Origin of the sequence: Streptomyces flavidovirens DSM 40150, assembly GCF_000429085.1 — a bacterium.
GTDB classification, from domain to species: Bacteria; Actinomycetota; Actinomycetes; order Streptomycetales; family Streptomycetaceae; genus Streptomyces; species Streptomyces flavidovirens.
Genome location: NZ_AUBE01000003.1, coordinates 70,793 through 87,705 on the forward strand (window position 1 = coordinate 70,793; position 16,913 = coordinate 87,705).

General features: G+C 70.2%; 17 protein-coding genes, 1 tRNA gene and 1 pseudogene. 10 read left to right on the plus strand and 9 right to left on the minus strand.

Annotated features, from left to right (window positions below):
* Nucleotides 1-82: 82 nt before the first annotated feature.
* From G412_RS0105550 to G412_RS0105560, 3 genes are all read left to right on the plus strand, one after another.
* A complete protein-coding gene (locus tag G412_RS0105550; RefSeq protein ID WP_028811194.1) occupies nt 83-658 on the plus strand; it encodes a TerD family protein in 576 nt (191 codons plus the stop codon).
* Between the two features lie 49 nt (nt 659-707).
* A complete protein-coding gene (locus tag G412_RS0105555) occupies nt 708-1,856 on the plus strand; it encodes a DUF475 domain-containing protein (RefSeq protein WP_028811195.1) in 1,149 nt (382 codons plus the stop codon).
* A 107-nt stretch (nt 1,857-1,963) separates the two neighbouring features.
* Nucleotides 1,964-2,704, plus strand: a complete 741-nt coding sequence (locus G412_RS0105560; protein WP_028811196.1) for a TerD family protein — start codon at nt 1,964-1,966, stop codon at nt 2,702-2,704.
* Between the two features lie 26 nt (nt 2,705-2,730).
* On the opposite strand, the gene G412_RS0105565 is transcribed toward G412_RS0105560, so the two are convergent.
* On the minus strand, nt 2,731-3,594 hold the full coding sequence (locus G412_RS0105565; RefSeq protein ID WP_028811197.1) for a TerD family protein: 864 nt from the start codon (nt 3,592-3,594) through the stop codon (nt 2,731-2,733).
* Nucleotides 3,595-3,771: 177 nt separating this feature from the next.
* Here G412_RS0105565 and G412_RS0105570 point away from each other — a divergent pair, with 177 nt between their 5' ends.
* Genes G412_RS0105570 through G412_RS0105580 form a run of 3 tightly spaced genes read left to right on the plus strand, consistent with a single transcriptional unit; the run spans nt 3,772 to nt 8,778 of the window.
* Entirely contained in the window at nt 3,772-4,932 is a 1,161-nt protein-coding gene (locus G412_RS0105570) for an HpcH/HpaI aldolase/citrate lyase family protein (RefSeq protein WP_028811198.1), read from the plus strand.
* A 1-nt stretch (nt 4,933) separates the two neighbouring features.
* Complete coding sequence (locus tag G412_RS0105575) at nt 4,934-7,945, plus strand: phosphoribosyltransferase (RefSeq protein ID WP_028811199.1); 3,012 nt, start codon at nt 4,934-4,936, stop codon at nt 7,943-7,945.
* 5 nt (nt 7,946-7,950) lie between these two features.
* Nucleotides 7,951-8,778 carry a haloacid dehalogenase gene (locus G412_RS0105580; RefSeq protein WP_037647941.1) on the plus strand — a complete coding sequence of 276 codons (828 nt, stop codon included), beginning with the start codon at nt 7,951-7,953 and terminating at the stop codon, nt 8,776-8,778.
* Here the strand turns inward: G412_RS0105580 and G412_RS0105585 are convergent.
* Nucleotides 8,747-9,373, minus strand: a complete 627-nt coding sequence (locus G412_RS0105585) for a DedA family protein (protein WP_028811201.1) — start codon at nt 9,371-9,373, stop codon at nt 8,747-8,749. The two genes, G412_RS0105580 and G412_RS0105585, sit on opposite strands and share 32 nt — an antisense overlap.
* 98 nt (nt 9,374-9,471) lie before the next feature.
* Between G412_RS0105585 and G412_RS0105590 the strand changes: the two genes are divergently transcribed.
* Nucleotides 9,472-10,131, plus strand: coding sequence for an O-methyltransferase (locus G412_RS0105590; protein ID WP_028811202.1), 660 nt, complete (start codon nt 9,472-9,474; stop codon nt 10,129-10,131).
* A gap of 83 nt (nt 10,132-10,214) precedes the next feature.
* Here the strand turns inward: G412_RS0105590 and G412_RS0105595 are convergent, their stop codons facing one another.
* From G412_RS0105595 to G412_RS0105605, 3 genes are all read right to left on the minus strand, one after another.
* Complete coding sequence (locus tag G412_RS0105595; protein WP_028811203.1) at nt 10,215-10,439, minus strand: FmdB family zinc ribbon protein; 225 nt, start codon at nt 10,437-10,439, stop codon at nt 10,215-10,217.
* A 128-nt stretch (nt 10,440-10,567) separates the two neighbouring features.
* Nucleotides 10,568-11,950: a hypothetical protein gene (locus tag G412_RS0105600; protein WP_028811204.1), complete on the minus strand. Its 1,383-nt coding sequence runs from the start codon at nt 11,948-11,950 to the stop codon at nt 10,568-10,570.
* A gap of 73 nt (nt 11,951-12,023) precedes the next feature.
* A complete protein-coding gene (locus G412_RS0105605; RefSeq protein WP_028811205.1) occupies nt 12,024-12,779 on the minus strand; it encodes a DUF4097 family beta strand repeat-containing protein in 756 nt (251 codons plus the stop codon).
* 183 nt (nt 12,780-12,962) lie between these two features.
* On the opposite strand from G412_RS0105605, the gene G412_RS0105610 reads away from it, so the two are divergent.
* A tRNA-Val gene (locus tag G412_RS0105610) sits at nt 12,963-13,034 on the plus strand.
* Between the two features lie 129 nt (nt 13,035-13,163).
* Here the strand turns inward: G412_RS0105610 and G412_RS41345 are convergent.
* From G412_RS41345 to G412_RS33430, 3 genes are read right to left on the minus strand one after another with little or no spacing between them, the layout of a single operon-like run.
* Nucleotides 13,164-13,292 carry a hypothetical protein gene (locus G412_RS41345; protein WP_279626756.1) on the minus strand — a complete coding sequence of 43 codons (129 nt, stop codon included), beginning with the start codon at nt 13,290-13,292 and terminating at the stop codon, nt 13,164-13,166.
* A gap of 21 nt (nt 13,293-13,313) precedes the next feature.
* On the minus strand, nt 13,314-13,454 hold the full coding sequence (locus G412_RS41555; protein ID WP_341860532.1) for a hypothetical protein: 141 nt from the start codon (nt 13,452-13,454) through the stop codon (nt 13,314-13,316).
* Nucleotides 13,451-13,783 (minus strand): hypothetical protein, encoded by a 333-nt coding sequence (locus tag G412_RS33430; protein WP_341860533.1) that lies wholly within the window; start codon nt 13,781-13,783, stop codon nt 13,451-13,453. The genes G412_RS41555 and G412_RS33430 overlap by 4 nt, the downstream gene beginning before the upstream one ends.
* A gap of 394 nt (nt 13,784-14,177) precedes the next feature.
* Here G412_RS33430 and G412_RS33435 point away from each other — a divergent pair.
* A pseudogene (locus G412_RS33435) lies at nt 14,178-14,750 on the plus strand (UTRA domain-containing protein); the annotation flags it as partial.
* A gap of 724 nt (nt 14,751-15,474) precedes the next feature.
* Here G412_RS33435 and G412_RS40735 read toward each other — a convergent pair.
* Nucleotides 15,475-15,717, minus strand: a complete 243-nt coding sequence (locus tag G412_RS40735; protein WP_244282863.1) for a hypothetical protein — start codon at nt 15,715-15,717, stop codon at nt 15,475-15,477.
* A 207-nt stretch (nt 15,718-15,924) separates the two neighbouring features.
* Between G412_RS40735 and G412_RS0105630 the strand changes: the two genes are divergently transcribed.
* Complete coding sequence (locus G412_RS0105630) at nt 15,925-16,848, plus strand: MurR/RpiR family transcriptional regulator (RefSeq protein ID WP_028811206.1); 924 nt, start codon at nt 15,925-15,927, stop codon at nt 16,846-16,848.
* Nucleotides 16,849-16,913 lie beyond the last annotated feature (65 nt).

A 16,913-nucleotide genomic window follows, 5' to 3' on the forward strand; every position in this document is an offset into this window, starting at 1 on the left:
ACCGTCCGGCGCCGCACGCGTGCGTGTGCGGCGCCGGACGCGCCTCACCACTCATTCCGTACTGCGGGGAGGAAGCAAGATCATGGGCGTCACGCTCGCCAAGGGAGGCAATGTCTCCCTCTCCAAGGCCGCACCGAACCTCACCCAGGTGCTGGTCGGGCTCGGCTGGGATGCGCGCTCCACCACCGGAGCCCCCTTCGACCTCGATGCCAGCGCGCTGCTGTGCCAGAACGGCCAGGTGCTCGGCGACGAGTACTTCGTCTTCTACAACAACCTCAAGAGCCCCGAGGGCTCGGTCGAGCACACCGGCGACAACCTGACCGGTGAGGGCGACGGCGACGACGAGTCGATGATCATCGACCTCACCCTGGTGCCCGAGAACTGCGACAAGATCATTTTTCCGGTCTCGATCCATGACGCCGACAATCGCGGACAGACGTTCGGCCAGGTCAGCAACGCCTTCATCCGGGTGGTGAACCAGGCGGACGGTCAGGAACTGGCCCGTTACGACCTCTCCGAAGACGCCTCCAGCGAGACCGCGATGATCTTCGGAGAGGTGTACCGGTACGGCGGCGAATGGAAGTTCCGAGCCGTTGGGCAGGGGTATGCGTCGGGTCTGCGAGGCATCGCCCTAGACTTCGGGGTCAATGTTTCGTAAAGCCGCGCACGGCGCGGGGGAGACCCGTACTTACACGATGGGGTAGCCAGTGGTTCTGAAAACCTTCGGCTGGTCGTTTGCCGTCACGGCACTCGGACTGGCTTTCGCCGCCTGGCAGTGGGGGTGGGAGGCGTTCGGGATCGTACTGATCCTGTCGATCCTCGAAATCTCACTGTCCTTCGACAACGCCGTCGTCAACGCCGGAATCCTGAAGAAGATGAATGCCTTCTGGCAGAAGATCTTCCTCACGATCGGCATCCTGATCGCCGTCTTCGGTATGCGGCTGGTCTTCCCGGTCGCCATCGTCGCGATCAGCGCCAAGGTCGGCCCCATCGAGGCGATTCAGCTCGCGATGGACAAGCCCCAGCAGTACGAAGCCCTGGTCACGGACGCCCACCCGGCGATCGCGGCCTTCGGTGGGATGTTCCTGCTCATGATCTTCCTGGACTTCATCTTCGAGGACCGGGACATCAAGTGGCTGGGCTGGCTGGAGCGCCCGCTGGCCAAGCTCGGCAAGGTCGACATGCTGTCGGTCTGCATCGCGCTCATCGTCCTGCTCCTCACGGCGATGACCTTCGCGACACACGCGCACACCAGCACGGGATACCAGGACAAGTCGGCCACGGTACTGCTCTCCGGCGTCGCCGGCCTGATCACGTACCTCGTCGTCGGTGGTCTCTCCAGCCACTTCGAGAACAAGATCGAGGAAGAAGAGGAACGCGAGCACGAGGAGGAGGAGAAGGCCAAGGTCGAGGGCAAGGAAGTGTCCGCCGTCGGCCTGGCCGGCAAGGCCGCGTTCTTCCTCTTCCTCTACCTGGAAGTCCTTGACGCCTCGTTCTCGTTCGACGGTGTCATCGGTGCCTTCGCCATCACGAACCACATCTTCTGGATGGCGCTCGGCCTCGGTATCGGCGCGATGTACGTACGTTCGCTGACGGTCTACCTGGTCCGCCAGGGCACCCTCGACGACTACGTCTACCTGGAGCACGGCGCGCACTACGCGATCGGCGCGCTCGCGGCCATCCTGCTGATCACCATCGAGCACCAGATCAGCGAGTTCATCACCGGTCTCGTCGGTGTCTTCCTGATCGCCGCCTCGTTCTGGTCCTCGATTCGCCGCAACAGGGCGCTCGCGGCCGCCGAGGGCGGCGACGGGCCGGCCTCGGGGGACAAGACTGAGGTCCCGTCCGGGGTGTGACCTCGTAGGGATTGAGGAACGCTCTGAGCGGGGCGGTCACGAGGCGTCGGCCTCGGGGCCGCCCCGCTGCCGTGCGGGGCAGCTCTCACGAGACACCTGGGGGTGGGATGGCTATCTGGGACAGCCTGCGGCGGGACAGGTTCGCGGAGCAGTTCGCGTCCGGCAATGCCGCGGCCAACGCGATCGAACTGACCAAGCGGAACCCGTCGGTCTCGCTCACCAAGCAGGGCGCGACCACCGGCAATCTGCGCGTCAACCTCTCCTGGCGGATGCGCACTTCGGACATCGGGGGCAAACAACGGCGCAGTGGCAGTCTGCTGCGCCGGCCGTTCACGTTCTTCCAGCCGGAACTGGTACAGGCGCACACGCAGGGCGTGGTCAACGTCGACCTGGACCTGGGCTGCCTCTACGAGCTGGTGGACGGCACCAAGGGCGTCGTACAGCCGCTGGGAAGCTTCTTCGGGAGCCTGAACGCGCCGCCGTACGTCAAGCTCAGCGGCGACGACCGTTTCGGCGCCCCGTCGGGCGAGACGATCTATGTGAACCTCGACCACCGCGAGGAGATAAAGCGGCTGCTCGTCTTCGTCTACATCTACGACCAGACGCCGGCCTTCGACCGCACACACGCCGTGGTGACGCTCTTCCCGAGCAACGGCCCACGCATAGAGATCGAACTGGACGAGGACGCCCCACAGGCACGCTCGTGTGCCGTCTTCACCGTCGAGAACGCCAAGGGCGACCTGGTGGTGCGCCGGGAGGTGAAATTCGTCTACGGCTTCCAGGCGGAACTGGACCGGCTGTACGGGTGGGGCCTGCAGTGGGGCCGGGGCTACAAGACGAAGACGTGACGAGGGGGGGCTCCCCCCGGCACCTCCTACTGGGCGCGTACGAACTGCGGCCCCTGCGGCGGCAGCCGGAAGTTCGGGTCGGGAGCGAACGCCGCGGCGGCAGCGGGCTGCGGATACCCGTAGGCGGGCTGAGTCGACGCCGACTGGGGAAAGCCGTAGGCGGGCGCGGCCGGGGTAGCGGGCTGCGGATACCCGTACGCGGGCTGCATGGGCTGTGTCGGCTCCGCCGGCGACGCCTGGGGCGCCGCGGACCCCGACGCCTGCGTGGCGGACCCCGCGCCCGCCTCCTCCGTGCCGTCCGTACCGTCCGCGCCGGTCGTACCGTCCGTGCCGTCCGTGCCCTGCGTCTCGTCCACGGAGATCCCGTGATCCGTGGCCAGCCCGATCAGCCCGTTCGAGTACCCCTCGCCCAGTGCCCGGAACTTCCAGCCCTCGCCCCGCCGGTAAAGCTCCCCGCAGATCAGCGCGGTCTCCGCGCCCGTCTCGGGCCTGACCTCGAAGTACGCGAGCGCCTCACCGCTTCCGGCCGCGGTGGCGTCGTACACCTCGATGCGCAGATCCCGTACGCGCTCGAACGGCACGTCGTCCGTCGAGGCGACGATCAGGATCCGGTCCACGGCCGGTTCGAGCGCCGCGAGGTCCGTCTGCACCGAGTCGGTCACGCCGTCGGGCAGTCGCTTCTTGCCCAGGCTCCGGACCAGGCCCGAGGGGTGGCGGGGCTGGTTGTAGAAGACGAAGTCCTCGTCGGAGCGTACGCGCCGGTCGACGTCGAGCAGCAGCGCCGAGGCGTCCACCTCGGGGACGTCGGGGCCGGGAGTCCAGCGCAGCACAGCCCTTACGGCTGTGGCTTCGAGCGGGACGTTCGAGCCCTTCAGCATGGCGTGCGTCATGCCTGTCATCCTGCCTCGCCGGGGCCCGCGCCTACAACGCGGGGCCCCTTACCCGCATAGGTGGATTCACGTGGGTAACCTGAAATTCATGTATGCAGGGAACTCTTGACACCCTTCCCTACGTACTATTACCGGCCACACAACGATGGGCCGATACGGCAGCACGGGGGGATTTTCATGCGTCATTTCGGGCATATCCCGCCCACTGTCCGGGAGAACTTGTTCCACCAGGAGCCGGTCGTATTCGACGCCGGCTCCTCGGCCCGTACGCTCTCGGCCGCTCTCGGGGCCACGCTCTACAGCCCGGCCACCCGGCCGCGGCTCGCCGACGACGTGGCGAAGCAGGCGGGGCGCGGGGTCGTCTCGATGGTGCTCTGCCTGGAAGATTCCATCGACGACGCGGAAGTCGCCGGAGCCGAGGAGAACCTCGTCCGGCAGTTCGCGGAGCTCGACGCGCGTGGGCCGGAGCTGCCGCTGCTGTTCGTCCGGGTTCGGGAGCCGGGCCAGATTCCCGATCTGGTGCGGCGGCTCGGAGCCTCGGCGCGGCTGCTGTCCGGATTCGTACTGCCGAAGTTCACCGAGGAGCGCGGCGTCGCCTTCCTGGAGGCGCTCACGGCCGCGGAGGCGGCGAGCGGACACCGGCTGTTCGCGATGCCCGTACTCGAATCGCCGCAGCTCCTCCACCTGGAGACGCGGGCCGAGACGCTCGCCGGCATCGCCCGCACCGTGGACAAGTACCGGGAGCGGGTGCTGGCGCTGCGGCTGGGCGTCACCGACTTCTGCTCGGCGTACGGACTGCGCAGGGCGCCCGACATGACGGCGTACGACGTGCAGATCGTGGCCGGGGTCATCGCCGACGTGGTGAACGTGCTCGGGCGCTCGGACGGCACGGGCTTCACGATCACCGGTCCGGTGTGGGAGTACTTCCGCGTCCAGGAGCGGATGTTCAAGCCGCAACTGCGCCGCAGCCCCTTTACCGGGCAGGCGGAGGCGCTGCGCGCGTCGCTCATCGAGCACGACATGGACGGGCTGCTGCGCGAGATCTCGCTCGACCGCGCGAACGGACTGCTGGGCAAGACCTGCATCCATCCCTCCCACGTCCTGCCCGTGCACGCGCTGTCGGTGGTCAGCCATGAGGAATTCAGCGACGCGCAGGACATTCTGCGGCCGGAGCGGGACGGTGGTGGAGTGATGCGTTCCGCGTATACGAACAAGATGAACGAAGTGAAGCCGCACCGCGCGTGGGCCGAGCGCACGCTGCTGCGGGCCGAGGTCTTCGGCGTGGCGCGCGAGGACGTCGGCTTCGTAGAGCTGCTGACCGCCGGAATAACCGGCTGAGATGGAGACGGACGACGTGGTGTGGTCGGGAACGTGGGTCGCGGAGCGGCTGGGCGTCGAACTCGTCGCCGACGGCGAAGGGCGGCGCACCGGCGGCCAGAGCACCGGCGGCGGGAGCTCGGACGGCCAGAGCTCCGACGGCCTGACCACCGCCGGCCAGAGCTCTGTCGGCCTGCACGACCTGCACGACCTGCTGGGCCTGGCCCTGCGCCGCAATCCGAAGCGGGCCCATCTGCTGGTCTCGAACGTGCTGGGCAAGCACGTGCCGCAGCGGCCGTCGCGGGTGTACGGGGCGGGTTTCGCCCTCGGCGAGGACGTACGGAAGCTGCTGGGCGAGGAGGCGGCCGCGTGCGCGGTGGTCCTCGGGTACGCCGAGACCGCGACCGGGCTCGGCCACGCGGTGGCGGACGGCGTGGGCGTAGCGCCGTACCTGCACTCGACACGCCGGCCGGTCGACGGCGTCGCGAAGGCGGGCGGCTTCGAGGAGTCCCACTCGCACGCCACGTCGCATCTGCTGCTGCCGGAGGACCCCGGACTGCTGGCCGGCGCAGGACCGCTGGTGCTGGTCGACGACGAGTTCTCCACAGGCAACACGGTGCTCAACACCATCCGTGACCTGCACGAGCGCTACCCGCGCGAGTGGTACGTGATCGTGGCCCTGGTCGACATGCGTTCGGCACGGGACCGCGGGCGGCTGGCGGAGTTCGCGCACGAGATCGGCGCCCGCGTCGACCTGATCGCGATGGCCTCGGGCACGGTCCGCCTGCCGGAGGACGTACTGGCGAAGGGCCAGGCCCTGGTAGCGCACTACGACCCCACCCCGAGCCGCTCAGCGCCGGAGGGCCCCTCCGCCCGCGCGTCGACAGGGCCGGCAACGCCCGCCGAGGCTGCCACCGACGCCGCGACCGGCCCAGCCCACGGCCCCAGGGCCATGGCTCCCGGCCGGAGCCACCCAGCACCGGAGGGCACGCCCTCCGGCCGCGCGCCGACAGGGCCAACAACGCCCTGCGAGGCTGCGACCGGCCCCGAGGCCAGGGGAACGGTCGACTCGCGGAACTCAGCCCACGGCCTCAATGCCATGGCCCCCGGCCCGAGCCGCACCGTGCCCACCGGCGCCGGGCCGGAGGGCACGGCTTCCGGAGCCACCCGACCGGCTCCGGCCCCCGAGGCTGCGATCGACGCCGCGGCCGGCCCCGCGTCCACCGGAGCGGTCGACTCGGCGCGGGCAGCGCGCGGACCCGGTGTCGACCCGAGCCGCAGCCGGGCCGGTCGCGCCGGGGCTGGGGCTGCGACCGTTCGTGTGGAGCTGGGCTGGCCCCGTGGCGTGCCCGACGGTGGGCGGCACGGGTTCGTGCCCGCGCACCGGGCCGCGCTGGAGGCCGCGCTGCCGGGCATGGCGGAACGTATCGCCGGGGCGTTGCCCGAAGGCGCCCGCCGCGTACTGGTCCTCGGCTTCGAGGAGCTGATGTACGCGCCGCTCAGGCTGGCCACCGCGCTGGAGGAGCGTGTCGACGCCGAGGTGCGGTACTCGACCACCACACGCTCGCCCGTACTCGCCGTCGACGACCCGGGCTACGCGATCCGCACGCGGATCGTCTTCCCCGCGCACGACAACCCCGCCGACGGCCCCGGCACGCGTTACGCCTACAACGTCGCGGGCGCAGGCTTCGACGCCGTCGTCGCCGTTGTCGACTCCGCCGCCGACACTCCCGAACTGCACGCCCCCGACGGCCTGCTCGCGCGCCTCGCCGCCCACACCGGCCACGTAGTGCTGGCGGTCGTCCCCTCGTACATACCCGGTGCGCCCCCCATACCCGGCACACCCGAGCAAGCCCCCCAACGGCAGGAGCCGCCCATGCCCGAGCCCCTTCGCGGCCCCGCCTTCTCCTCCTACGCGCCCGAGGACGTCGGCTGGCTCCTCCAGGACCTCTCGGACGTCGAGCTGGAGGCCCCGACGGAGGAGCGCGAGGAGGCGATCCAGAGCGGCGGCGCGCACTACGCAGAGTCGCTGCCCGTGGAGTACCAGCCGACCGCCCAGTACCAGCAGCTCTTCAAGGCGGCCCTGGAGACCTCGGCCGCCCGTATCGCCAAGGCCGTCGCCACCGTCACCGAGACCGTCCTCGCCGAACGCTCGCCGCGCCCCGTACTGGTCTCCCTCGCCCGCGCCGGCACGCCCGTCGGCGTACTCATGCGGCGCTACGCCCAGCACCGGCACGGGCTCGACCTCCCGCACTACGCCGTCTCCATCGTCCGTGGCCGGGGCATCGACGAGACCGCCCTGCGCTGGCTCGCCGCCCACCACGATCCGGCCGACGTCGTCTTCGTCGACGGCTGGACGGGCAAGGGCGCGATCACCCGCGAACTCGCCCAGGCCCTGGACAACTTCGCCGCCACCACCGGCATCCACGGCTTCGACGCGGAGATCGCCGTCCTCGCCGACCCCGGCGGCTGCGTGCGGACGTACGGTACCCGCGAGGACTTCCTCATCCCCTCCGCCTGCCTCAACTCCACGGTCTCCGGCCTGATCTCGCGTACGGTCCTGCGTTCCGATCTGGTCGGCCCCGACGACTTCCACGGGGCGAAGTACTACCGCGAACTCGCCGCCGACGACGTGTCCGGACTCTTCCTCGACACCGTCGCCGCCCGCTTCGACGAGGTCGCGGACGCCGTCGACGCCGAGGTGAAGGAACTGCTGTCGGCGGACCGCGCCCCCACCTGGGAGGGCGGGGCGGCCGTCGAGCGGATCAGTGCGGAGTACGGCATCCACGACGTGAACCTCGTCAAGCCCGGTGTCGGCGAGACCACCCGCGTCCTGCTGCGCCGCGTCCCCTGGAAGATCCTCGCCAAGCGCGACGCCGGCGCCGACCTCGACCACGTGCGTCTCCTGGCGGAGCAGCGCGGTGTCCCGGTCGAGGAGGTCGACGGGCTCCCGTACACCTGCGTCGGTCTCATCCACCCCAAGTACACGCGCGGCGCCACCGGCGCGGACGGCAAGGCGGTGGCAGCGAAGTGACCAGCGTGAACAGCCACCCTCCCGTCCTGGTCGCCAGCGATCTCGACCGCACCCTGATCTACTCCACCGCCGCCCTCGGCCTGCGCATGCCCGACGCCGAGGCGCCGCGCCTGCTCTGCGTCGAGGTGTACGAGAGCAAGCCGCTCTCCTACCTCACCGAGACCGCCGCCGGCCTGATGGCCGAGCTCGCCGCCGGGACCTGCTTCGTACCGACGACCACCCGCACCCGCGAGCAGTACCACCGCATCCAACTCCCTCTCCCCACCCCCCGTTTCGCGATCTGCGCCAATGGTGGCCACCTCCTGGTCGACGGAGTGTCGGACCCGGACTGGCAGGCCGAGGTGGCCACGCGGCTCGCGGACGAGTGCGCCTCCCTGGCCGAGGTCCGCGCCCACCTCGTCGCCGCCGCCGACCCCGCCTGGCTGCTCAAAGAGCGGGTCGCCGAGGACCTTTTCGCCTACCTCGTCGTCGAACGCGCCCTGCTGCCGGACGAATGGGTCAAGGAACTCGGGGAGTGGGCGGAGGAACGAGGCTGGACGGTCTCCCTCCAGGGCCGCAAGATCTACGCCGTACCGAAACCGCTCACCAAGAGCGCGGCCATGCGTGAAGTGGCCCGCCGCACCGGCGCCACGCTCACCCTCGCCGCCGGTGACTCCCTCCTCGACGCGGACCTGCTGCTCGCGGCGGACTACGGGTGGCGGCCGGGACACGGCGAGCTGGCCGACACGGGCTGGACCGCCCCGCAGGTCACGGTCCTGCCGGAGGCGGGTGTCGCGGCGGGCGAGGAGATCCTGCGCTCCTTCATCCGCGCCGCCGGCCGACGCCCGGCCTGAGCAACCGGCGGCCCACGAAGAGCAGTACCACCAGTGCGGCCCCCACGAGGATCACCTTCGAGTACGCGGACACGTAACCCGTCACGTCCTGCCAGTTCTCGCCCAGCGCGTAACCGGCGAGGACGAAGACGGTGTTCCATAGCGCGCTGCCGAGCGTGGTGAGCCCGAGGAAGACGGGCAGCGGCATGCGCTCGACCCCCGCGGGCACCGATATCAGGCTGCGGAAGACCGGAATCATCCGCCCGAAGAACACCGCCTTGGTGCCGTGCCGCTCGAACCAGGCTTCGGTCCGCTCGATGTCGGACACCTTCACCAGCGGCAGCCTGGCGGCCATCGCGACGGTCCGCTCACGCCCGAGCAGCGCCCCCAGGCCGTACAGCGCGAGCGCACCGGTCACCGAGCCCGCCGTGGTCCACAGCAGGGCGGCGATCAGGCTCATCCGCCCGGTACTGGCGGCGAATCCGGCCAGCGGCAGGATCACCTCGCTGGGCAGGGGCGGGAAGAGGTTCTCCAGGGCGATGGCAATGCCCGCGCCAGGCGCCCCCAGGGTGTCCATGAGGGAATTGATCCACTGTGGTGCGCCGCTTCCGATCATGCGCGTCACAAGAGAATTCCGCGCCTGAAGCCACGCTGAAGAAGGCCAGGCCCCCGGCCGACTACCGGCCGCCCGGCCGACTACCGTGAGGGAACGCGATGAGCAAAGGAAACAGCACTCCACTCACCGACGAGCTGTACGCGTACATGCTGGCGCACAACCCGCCGCTGGACAGCGGGCAGCGGGACCTCGTCGAGACGACCTACCGGCAGCTGCCGGAGCACGCGGGCATGCAGTCCGCCGAGGAGCAGGGACCCCTGCTCGCCTTCCTCGTCCGGCTGACGGGGGCGCGGCACATCGTCGAGATCGGTACGTTCACCGGTTTCTCCGCACTGTCGATGGCGCAGGCACTGCCCGCCGACGGCCGGCTGGTCACCTGCGACATCTCGGAGGAGTGGACGGCGTACGCCCGCGAGGCCTGGGCGAAGGCGGGCGTAGCCGACCGCGTCGAGCTGCGCATCGGCCCGGCCCTCGACACCCTGCGCGCGATGTCCGCCGAGCCGCACATCGACTTCGCCTATCTCGACGCCGACAAGGGCAATTACGTTCCGTACTGGGAGGAGTTGGTGCCCAGGATGCGGCAGAGCGGGGTGATCGCCACCGACAACGTCTTCTTCCACGGCGGCGTCACGGACCAGGACGCGACGGGCGCGGCGGCCGCGATCAAGGAGTTCAACGACCGGGTGACGGCCGACGACCGTATGGAGAGCATCATGATCCCGGTGGCGGACGGCGTGACGCTCTCCAGGAAGCGCTGAACTTCAGCAGCCGCGCTTCATCCACCGCCGACACGTCGGCGGCGCACCACCCGCCGCCGAAGCACCTCAGCGGCGCACCACCCTCAGCCGCAGCAGCCGCCTCCGCAGCAACCGCCCCCGCCTCCGCCACCGCCAGAGGGCGCGGGGGCGGCGGACTTGGCCGTTCCGCCCACGGCCACGGCGGACAGCAGCTTGACGGTGTCGTCGTGCCCGTCCGGGCAGGTGGCGGGCGCGGAGGACTCGGCCATCGGCCGGTTCAGCTCGAAGCTGGTGCCGCAGGAGCGGCAGCGGTACTCGTAACGGGGCATGCTCCCAGGTTACTGAGTCGCCGTCCGGGTCACAGAGTCGCCGTCCGGGTCACCGGAGCGGCCGCCGGGTCACGGAGCGGCCGCCGGGTCACGGAGCGGCCGTCCGGGTCACGGAGCCGCCGTCCAGGTCAGGAGCCCCCGCCCCGTTCCTCCCGGATGTCCGACACGACCCGTGCCACCGTGCGCCGTACCGCCTCCGTCTCGGTCAGGAAGTGCCAGTAGTCGGGGTGACGGCCTTCCAGACCCGCGACGGCCCGGTCCAGCCGCGCCACCGAATCGTCCAGCGGACGCGCGTGCCGGGGATCGGGCGTATTGCGCCCGGCCATGGCCAGCCGCTGGGCGTCCCTGATCGCGAACCGGGTCCGCTCGATCTCCTGCTGCGGGTCCTTGGACACGGCGTTGAGCCGCTGCAACCGGTCACCCGCAGCCGACACCGCCTCGTCGGTGGAGTTCAGCAGCGCCCGTACCGTGCTGAGCAACGAGACGGCGTCGGGCCACCGCTGCTCGTCCCGCGCCTTCGCCGCCTCTTCGATCTTCTCCTCGGCCTGCCGGACCGTGCTCGCCGTCTGCGCGGGCACGCCCTGAAGGTCCTGCCAGCACGCGACTGTGAACCGGCGGCGCAGCTCGCTCAGGATCGGCTCGACCTTGCCCGCCCGGGTCGTCAGCGCCTGCGCCCGGGTGCGCAGCGACACGAGCCGCCGGTCGATCTCGGCCGCCCGCTCCGGCAACCGCTCGGCCTCGGTACGTACGGCCTCCGCGTCGCGCACCACCCGGTCCGCGCGCTGCAGCGTCTCCGGTACGCCGTGCCGCCCGGCGCCCTGGTTGAGCTTGGTCAGCTCGGGTGCGAGGGCCGCGAGCCGCGCCGCGAGATCGTCGGCCCTGAGCCCGGAGGCCCGTACCGCGTCGAGCGCGTTGCTCGCCGAGAGAAGCGCCTGACGGGCCCGCTCCACAGCGGGCGCGAGCCGGGCGAGCTGAGTCTCCGCCGTGTCGAGCAGCGGCCCGAGCGCCTGCGCGTACCGGTCGAGCTCGCTCTTGACCCGTACGAGCTCGTCCTTCGCGCTGGTCAGCTCCGCCCGCGCCCTGGCGGCGGTGGATGCCTCCAGGTCGTCGCGATCGAGGTCGTGCGCGTCGACAGCGGTGATGTACGTGTGACTGACCTCGTCGATACGCCGCCCCAGCGCCGCGAAGTCCTCCACGGCCTTGCGGCCCTTCGGTGAACTGTCGACCGCCGTAATCGTCTCGATCGAGATCCGCAGGTCGCGCTGGGCCGTGTCCAGCTCGTAGAAGGCCGCGGCGGCGGCGTCCTTGGCGGCCTGGGCGTCGGCGCGCACATTCTCCGCCCGCCCGCCGAACCAGCGCCTCGTACCCCCACTGCCGCCGGCGAAGGCGAAGGGAAGCGCGACGAGCAGCGGCACCGGCAGAAGCACGAGCGCGACGACGTCCCTGACGGCACCCGCTTTCGTACGACGGCGTACTCGCTGCGTGTACGGCTGCGCGTGTGTCGCCGTCACATCCCTCTCCCGTGCCGTGTGTCCGCCCTGCCCGGTTCATTCTCCCACCAGGTAGGACGAACACACGGGCCGGTTAGTTCGCGCTTCGCAGGGTGACTTCCCCGTTGTCGCTGTGCGCCCTCACCACGTGCGGGCTGTTCGGGTCGCGCTCCACGTCGACCTTGACGTCGCCGTTGTCGCTCCTTGCCGTCACGCTGTACGTGGCCCTCGGCAGGTCGATGCCGATCTCGCCGTTGTCGCTCCCGCTCTCCACCAGGTCGGGGACGCTGGTGAAGGCCATCCGGACACTCCCGTTGTCGGCGTCCGCGGTCACCCGCTTGGAGGAGATCCCCTCCGCGACGATTTCCCCGTTGTCAGTGTTCAGCTCCAGGGGCCCGCTGGAGTCCTTGACGGTGACCGCGCCGTTGTCGGAGCGCAGCTTCAGTGGGGTGTCGAATCCGGCGGCCGTCACACTCCCGTTGTCGTCCCTCACGGTGACGGCGACCCCGCGCGGCACCTTCACCCGGTGCCACGACTCGCAGTCGCTCGCGACGGCGTCGCAGCGCTGCCGCAGAACGAGCTTGGCGCCCTCCATCTCCCACGTGGCCTCGGGCCCCTCCCCGATGAACACCCACCCGTCGGCCCGCCGCGTGACCTCCACGTCCTTCACATCGGCGGGTACGAGCTCGAGGGCGGAGTTGTCCGCCTCAATGGTCAGCGTGTCCCCACTGAACGCGAACGTCCGCTGCTCGGCGGGCGCGTCCTTGGCCTCGACGCCACAGCCACTCAGAGCGACCACACCGACGACGGCCCCGCCGGCGGCGAGGAGGGTGCGGGTACGAAGTGCCATGGTGATCGATCCCCCAAGTAGTCCCACGTGCGAGCCTCCACCGTACGAACGCCCCCACCCCCACACGATCCGGCCCACCACCGAACCATGGTGGGGTTACCCCCACCGCCCCCAGACCAGCCCCGACCAGCCAACCGATTGCAATCCCTCCCCCCGGTCGATGTACGCTGTTCCCTCATCCACGGGTGCGTAGCTCAGGGGTAGAGCGCTGCTCTTACAAAGCAGATGTCGGCGGTTCGAAACCGTCCGCGCCCACAGAGGTAAGCAGCAGGTCACAGCCTGTTCAGGCCCTCCGGTCCTTAATCGACCAGGGGGCCGCTTTCATGGACGGTTCAGTGAAGGGCCCCGGTCGGCCGGCGCTGGGCGACTGGCCGGGGCGGTAGGTCAGCCCTTAGGTGCGGGGACGATGAATCCCCTGACCGGCCTGGGCTGGGGGGCACGCGAATCCGGCTGCTGCGCGCGCTTCCACGCTGCGACCAGTTCCGCGTACCGGGGGTCGATCCATTCGGACATGAGCCACCTCCTGTGCTCAGGCTAGGGCCACTCGGGTTTGGGCATGGGGCGGATCGTGCACGAGGGGGCGTGCTGGCACTTCGCCGCGACGGAGACGAGCAGGTCGTCGGTGGGCGGTCGCCACAGTTCCTCGTCGACCATGAACCCTGCCTGCTCGATCATCTGACGCGTGCGGTCGAGGGTCGGCGGGTCGTAGTGCGTCGGGTCCCAGCCGGGGTAGTGGTGGACCATCCGCCGAACTGATCGCACAGCTTGGCGTAGGCCGCGGAGTGCAGGAGCAGCGCGTGCCAGCCGTCGTCGACGATCCGGGACGGAGCCATGCCTACGCCGGGATTCTTGGCGCAGGCGACGACGAACTTGATGCTCTCGTCGGTGATGCGGCCGGCCGTGTCCTCGGCCATGTCCGGGTTGGCGTCGAGAATGGTGCGGCGAACGCTCTTGTACGTCTCCTCGGGGAGGAGAGTGCGGGCGTCGAGGATGGTGGTACTCATGGACGTGCCTCCGAATCTCGTAGTGGAGGTGCATGGACCCGTCTCGGCCGCTGTCCTGCCAGGGAATGAGCGGTCGGGGCGGGGGCTTGGTGGGGTGCTGGCCGAGTGCGCGTTGCGCCTTTGAAGTCGGCGGTGCCGTCGGCGGGGCGTGAGGCTCTGGCGCCAGGTCTTCGGGAGTGCTGGTGCTCCGCGCGCGCCAGAGCGGGGTCACCCCGTGCTCGTCGCACCGAGCACCATTCCCGTTCTCGATGGATAACTCGTGGTCGTTGTCGCCCTTGGGGCGTTGCGTCACCGCCGCGCCTTTCGCTCGGCCCGCCGCAGGCGGTTACCGACCGGGCAGCCGGACTCATGACAGTTCGGACACTTCGCCGCGTGGTCAAGGACTGCCTTGTACGCCGCGTCGGGGGGGTGCCGTCGCGTCCCGCGCGAACGCCTGCGCATGGTTCGTTCCCGGCACCGTGAACGTCGGGGCGGCTCGCCGTTCCGTGCGGACATGAAGGAGCAGGGCCGCGCCGGTACTTGGGAGTCGCCCAGCCAGGCCCGCACGCCGGCCCCCGAGGACATCGCCGAGCGCCTGGCTGTCGAGCCGGGCGACCTCTGTGTCGTCACCCGCTACGAGTTCCTCGCCGATGGCTTGCCCGTTCAGCTTTCCGAGTCCTGGGAACCCATGGCCATCACAGACGGAACTCCGGTCGTCCTCCCGGAAATGGGGCCGCATGCCGGGGCCGGTGTCGTCGAGCGGATGCGCGCTGTCGGTGTCGAGATCGACACGGCGGTGGAAGTCCCGCGCCCTGCTCGCGCCAGCCAGGAGCAGGCGAACCTCCTCGGCATCAGCGTCGGTGACCTGATCACCGAGATTGAGCGGACGTACTACGACACCGACGGGCGACCGGTCGAGACCGCGAACATCGTCGTCGCAGACGTGCGCTGGGAGATCGCCTACGAGTTCGGCATACAGCGCGACTGACGCCGGAAGTCGTCCAGCAGCTCAGCACCGGCGCGGCCGTCGCAGCTAACCCAACCTCGGACAGGTGCGCCAGGTCATGCCCGCCGTGCCGGTGGCGAGTTCCCTCGAGCCTGCTCCAGTACGGCCGGGAGCTGCTGACGGGCTGCCACCAACCCACGCTTGCCGCACAGGTGGCTCCTACAGCGTGCCGCAACCGTGCCAAAACAGCCGGACGGTATTGTTCCGCGGTCCCACGGTTCGGTGAGGGCGCCGCCGTGGCGCGCGTCGGTTGCCTCCGCCTCTGCGGCTACTCGCTGGGCATCGACGGGCCAGTCGTCTGAGCCAGGCACCTTGGCCTGGATGACCAACTCAGGTGGGCGACCCGGGCGCCCCTCGTGCGGCCCCGGTAGATGCTTGGGGTAATGCGTGCGCCCCCGGTAGCCGCCGTGGGTCGCCGTGCTCCGGTTCGTGGGGTGGTGCGCCTTCCGGCGGTGGGACTCGGCCCGTGACCCTGGACAGGTCCGTGCGGCAGCCGAGACCAGGGGTGGGAATCATGGCTCGTACGCAGTCCAGGTGTGGAGCGCTGACAGAGAAGGGAACCCGGTGCCGGCGACTGGCTATGGTCGGCGCGTCGCGGTGCGATCTGCACCGTGGCGACTGGTCCTCCTACACCGTCCAGAGGCGCAAGGAAGCCGAGCGTAAAGCGAAGGCGCGCAGGGGGCGCAAGTGACACAGCCACCGGGCTTCATCGTTTCGGCTGTTCGACGGCCGTGCAGGCGATGAGTGACTGGCCGTCCTCGTCGAGGAAGAGCATGTAGACCCACGATCGGTCGGGCTCGTCCACCCGGCCGAGACGCACCGTGGCGGCGTGGCTACGGAGAAGTCGTACCGCGCGCTCCAGGTCCAGCGTCGCCGGGCCGATGCGGCGGGTGTGGCGGGGGCGGCGTTCGTAGACGCGGGCGAGCGACTCGGCAGAGGGGCTCCCCACGCTCCCGTCGCTCCCGTCCCAGGCCACGTAGGCACTGGCCGCCCAGCACGGCGGCGCGAGCGGCCGTCGCGGCCTCGGTGCCGTCCGTGAGCAGATTGACGAGCGCTGCGCGTTCCTTGGTTGCCTCCGCCGGGATTTTGCGGCGCGGCCGCCCGCGCGGGGGGTGGGTTATGTTGAGCGTCTGTGGGACGAGAGGGAGGCACGCCGGTGCCATCTAGGCAGCAGGCACGCGCGCAGGCGTCCGCGATTACGCCGGGACGGCAGTCCCCGGACACGGAGGCGTCTCCCACGGACAGGGTTCGGGCGCTCTTCGGAGGGCACCGGCTGTCGCCCGCGCAGCGGCGCATCGCCCAGTACATCGTCGATCACCTCACCGAGGCCGCGTTCCTGTCGATCACCGACCTGGCGGAGCGGGTGGGGGTGAGCCAGCCGTCGGTGACGCGGTTCGCGTCGTCCCTGGGCTTCAGTGGGTTTCCCGCCCTCCGGGAGGCCCTGCAGCCCATCGCGCTCAGTTCGGTGGCCGGTACTCCCGACACGCGGGAGGAAATCCGCCGCAACGAGCTGCAGGCAGCCGTCGATGCCGAGATCGAGAACCTGGAGAGCCTGCGGCGTACGCTCGCCGATCCCAGCCGGGTGCTCGACATCGGCCGGGAGCTGGCCCGTTCGGTGCCTCTGACGGTTCTGGGGCTGCGGATCTCCGTGTCGTTGGCGGAGTACTTCGCCTACGCGGCGCGGCGGATTCATCCCGACGTACGCCTGGTGACGCGCGGGGGCAGCGTCGCCTACGACGCCCTGCTCCAGTCGCGGGAGGCCGGCGGGACGTGGGTGGTGGCGTTCGCGATGCCGCGGCACGCCAACGAGACCCTGGCGGCGATGCAGGCCGCCCGCAGCACGGGGCTGCGCGTCGCGCTGATCACCGACCTCACGCTCGGGTCGCTCGTCGACGAGGCCGACGTGGCTCTCACGGCCGGTACCGGATCCCGCCTCGTCTTCGACTCCTACTCGGCGCCGGGGGTCCTGTCCGCCGCCGTACTCCAGGCCATGGCCGACGCCGATCCCGTACGCACGCAGTCGCGGCTGGAGGGGTACGAGCAAGTCGCGGAGCAGCACGACTTCTTCCTGGAGGAGTAGCCACCTCCCCGCCTGCGCCGGTTACGCAGCGCGGTCTTTCACACCACACAGGGTATGAATTTTTT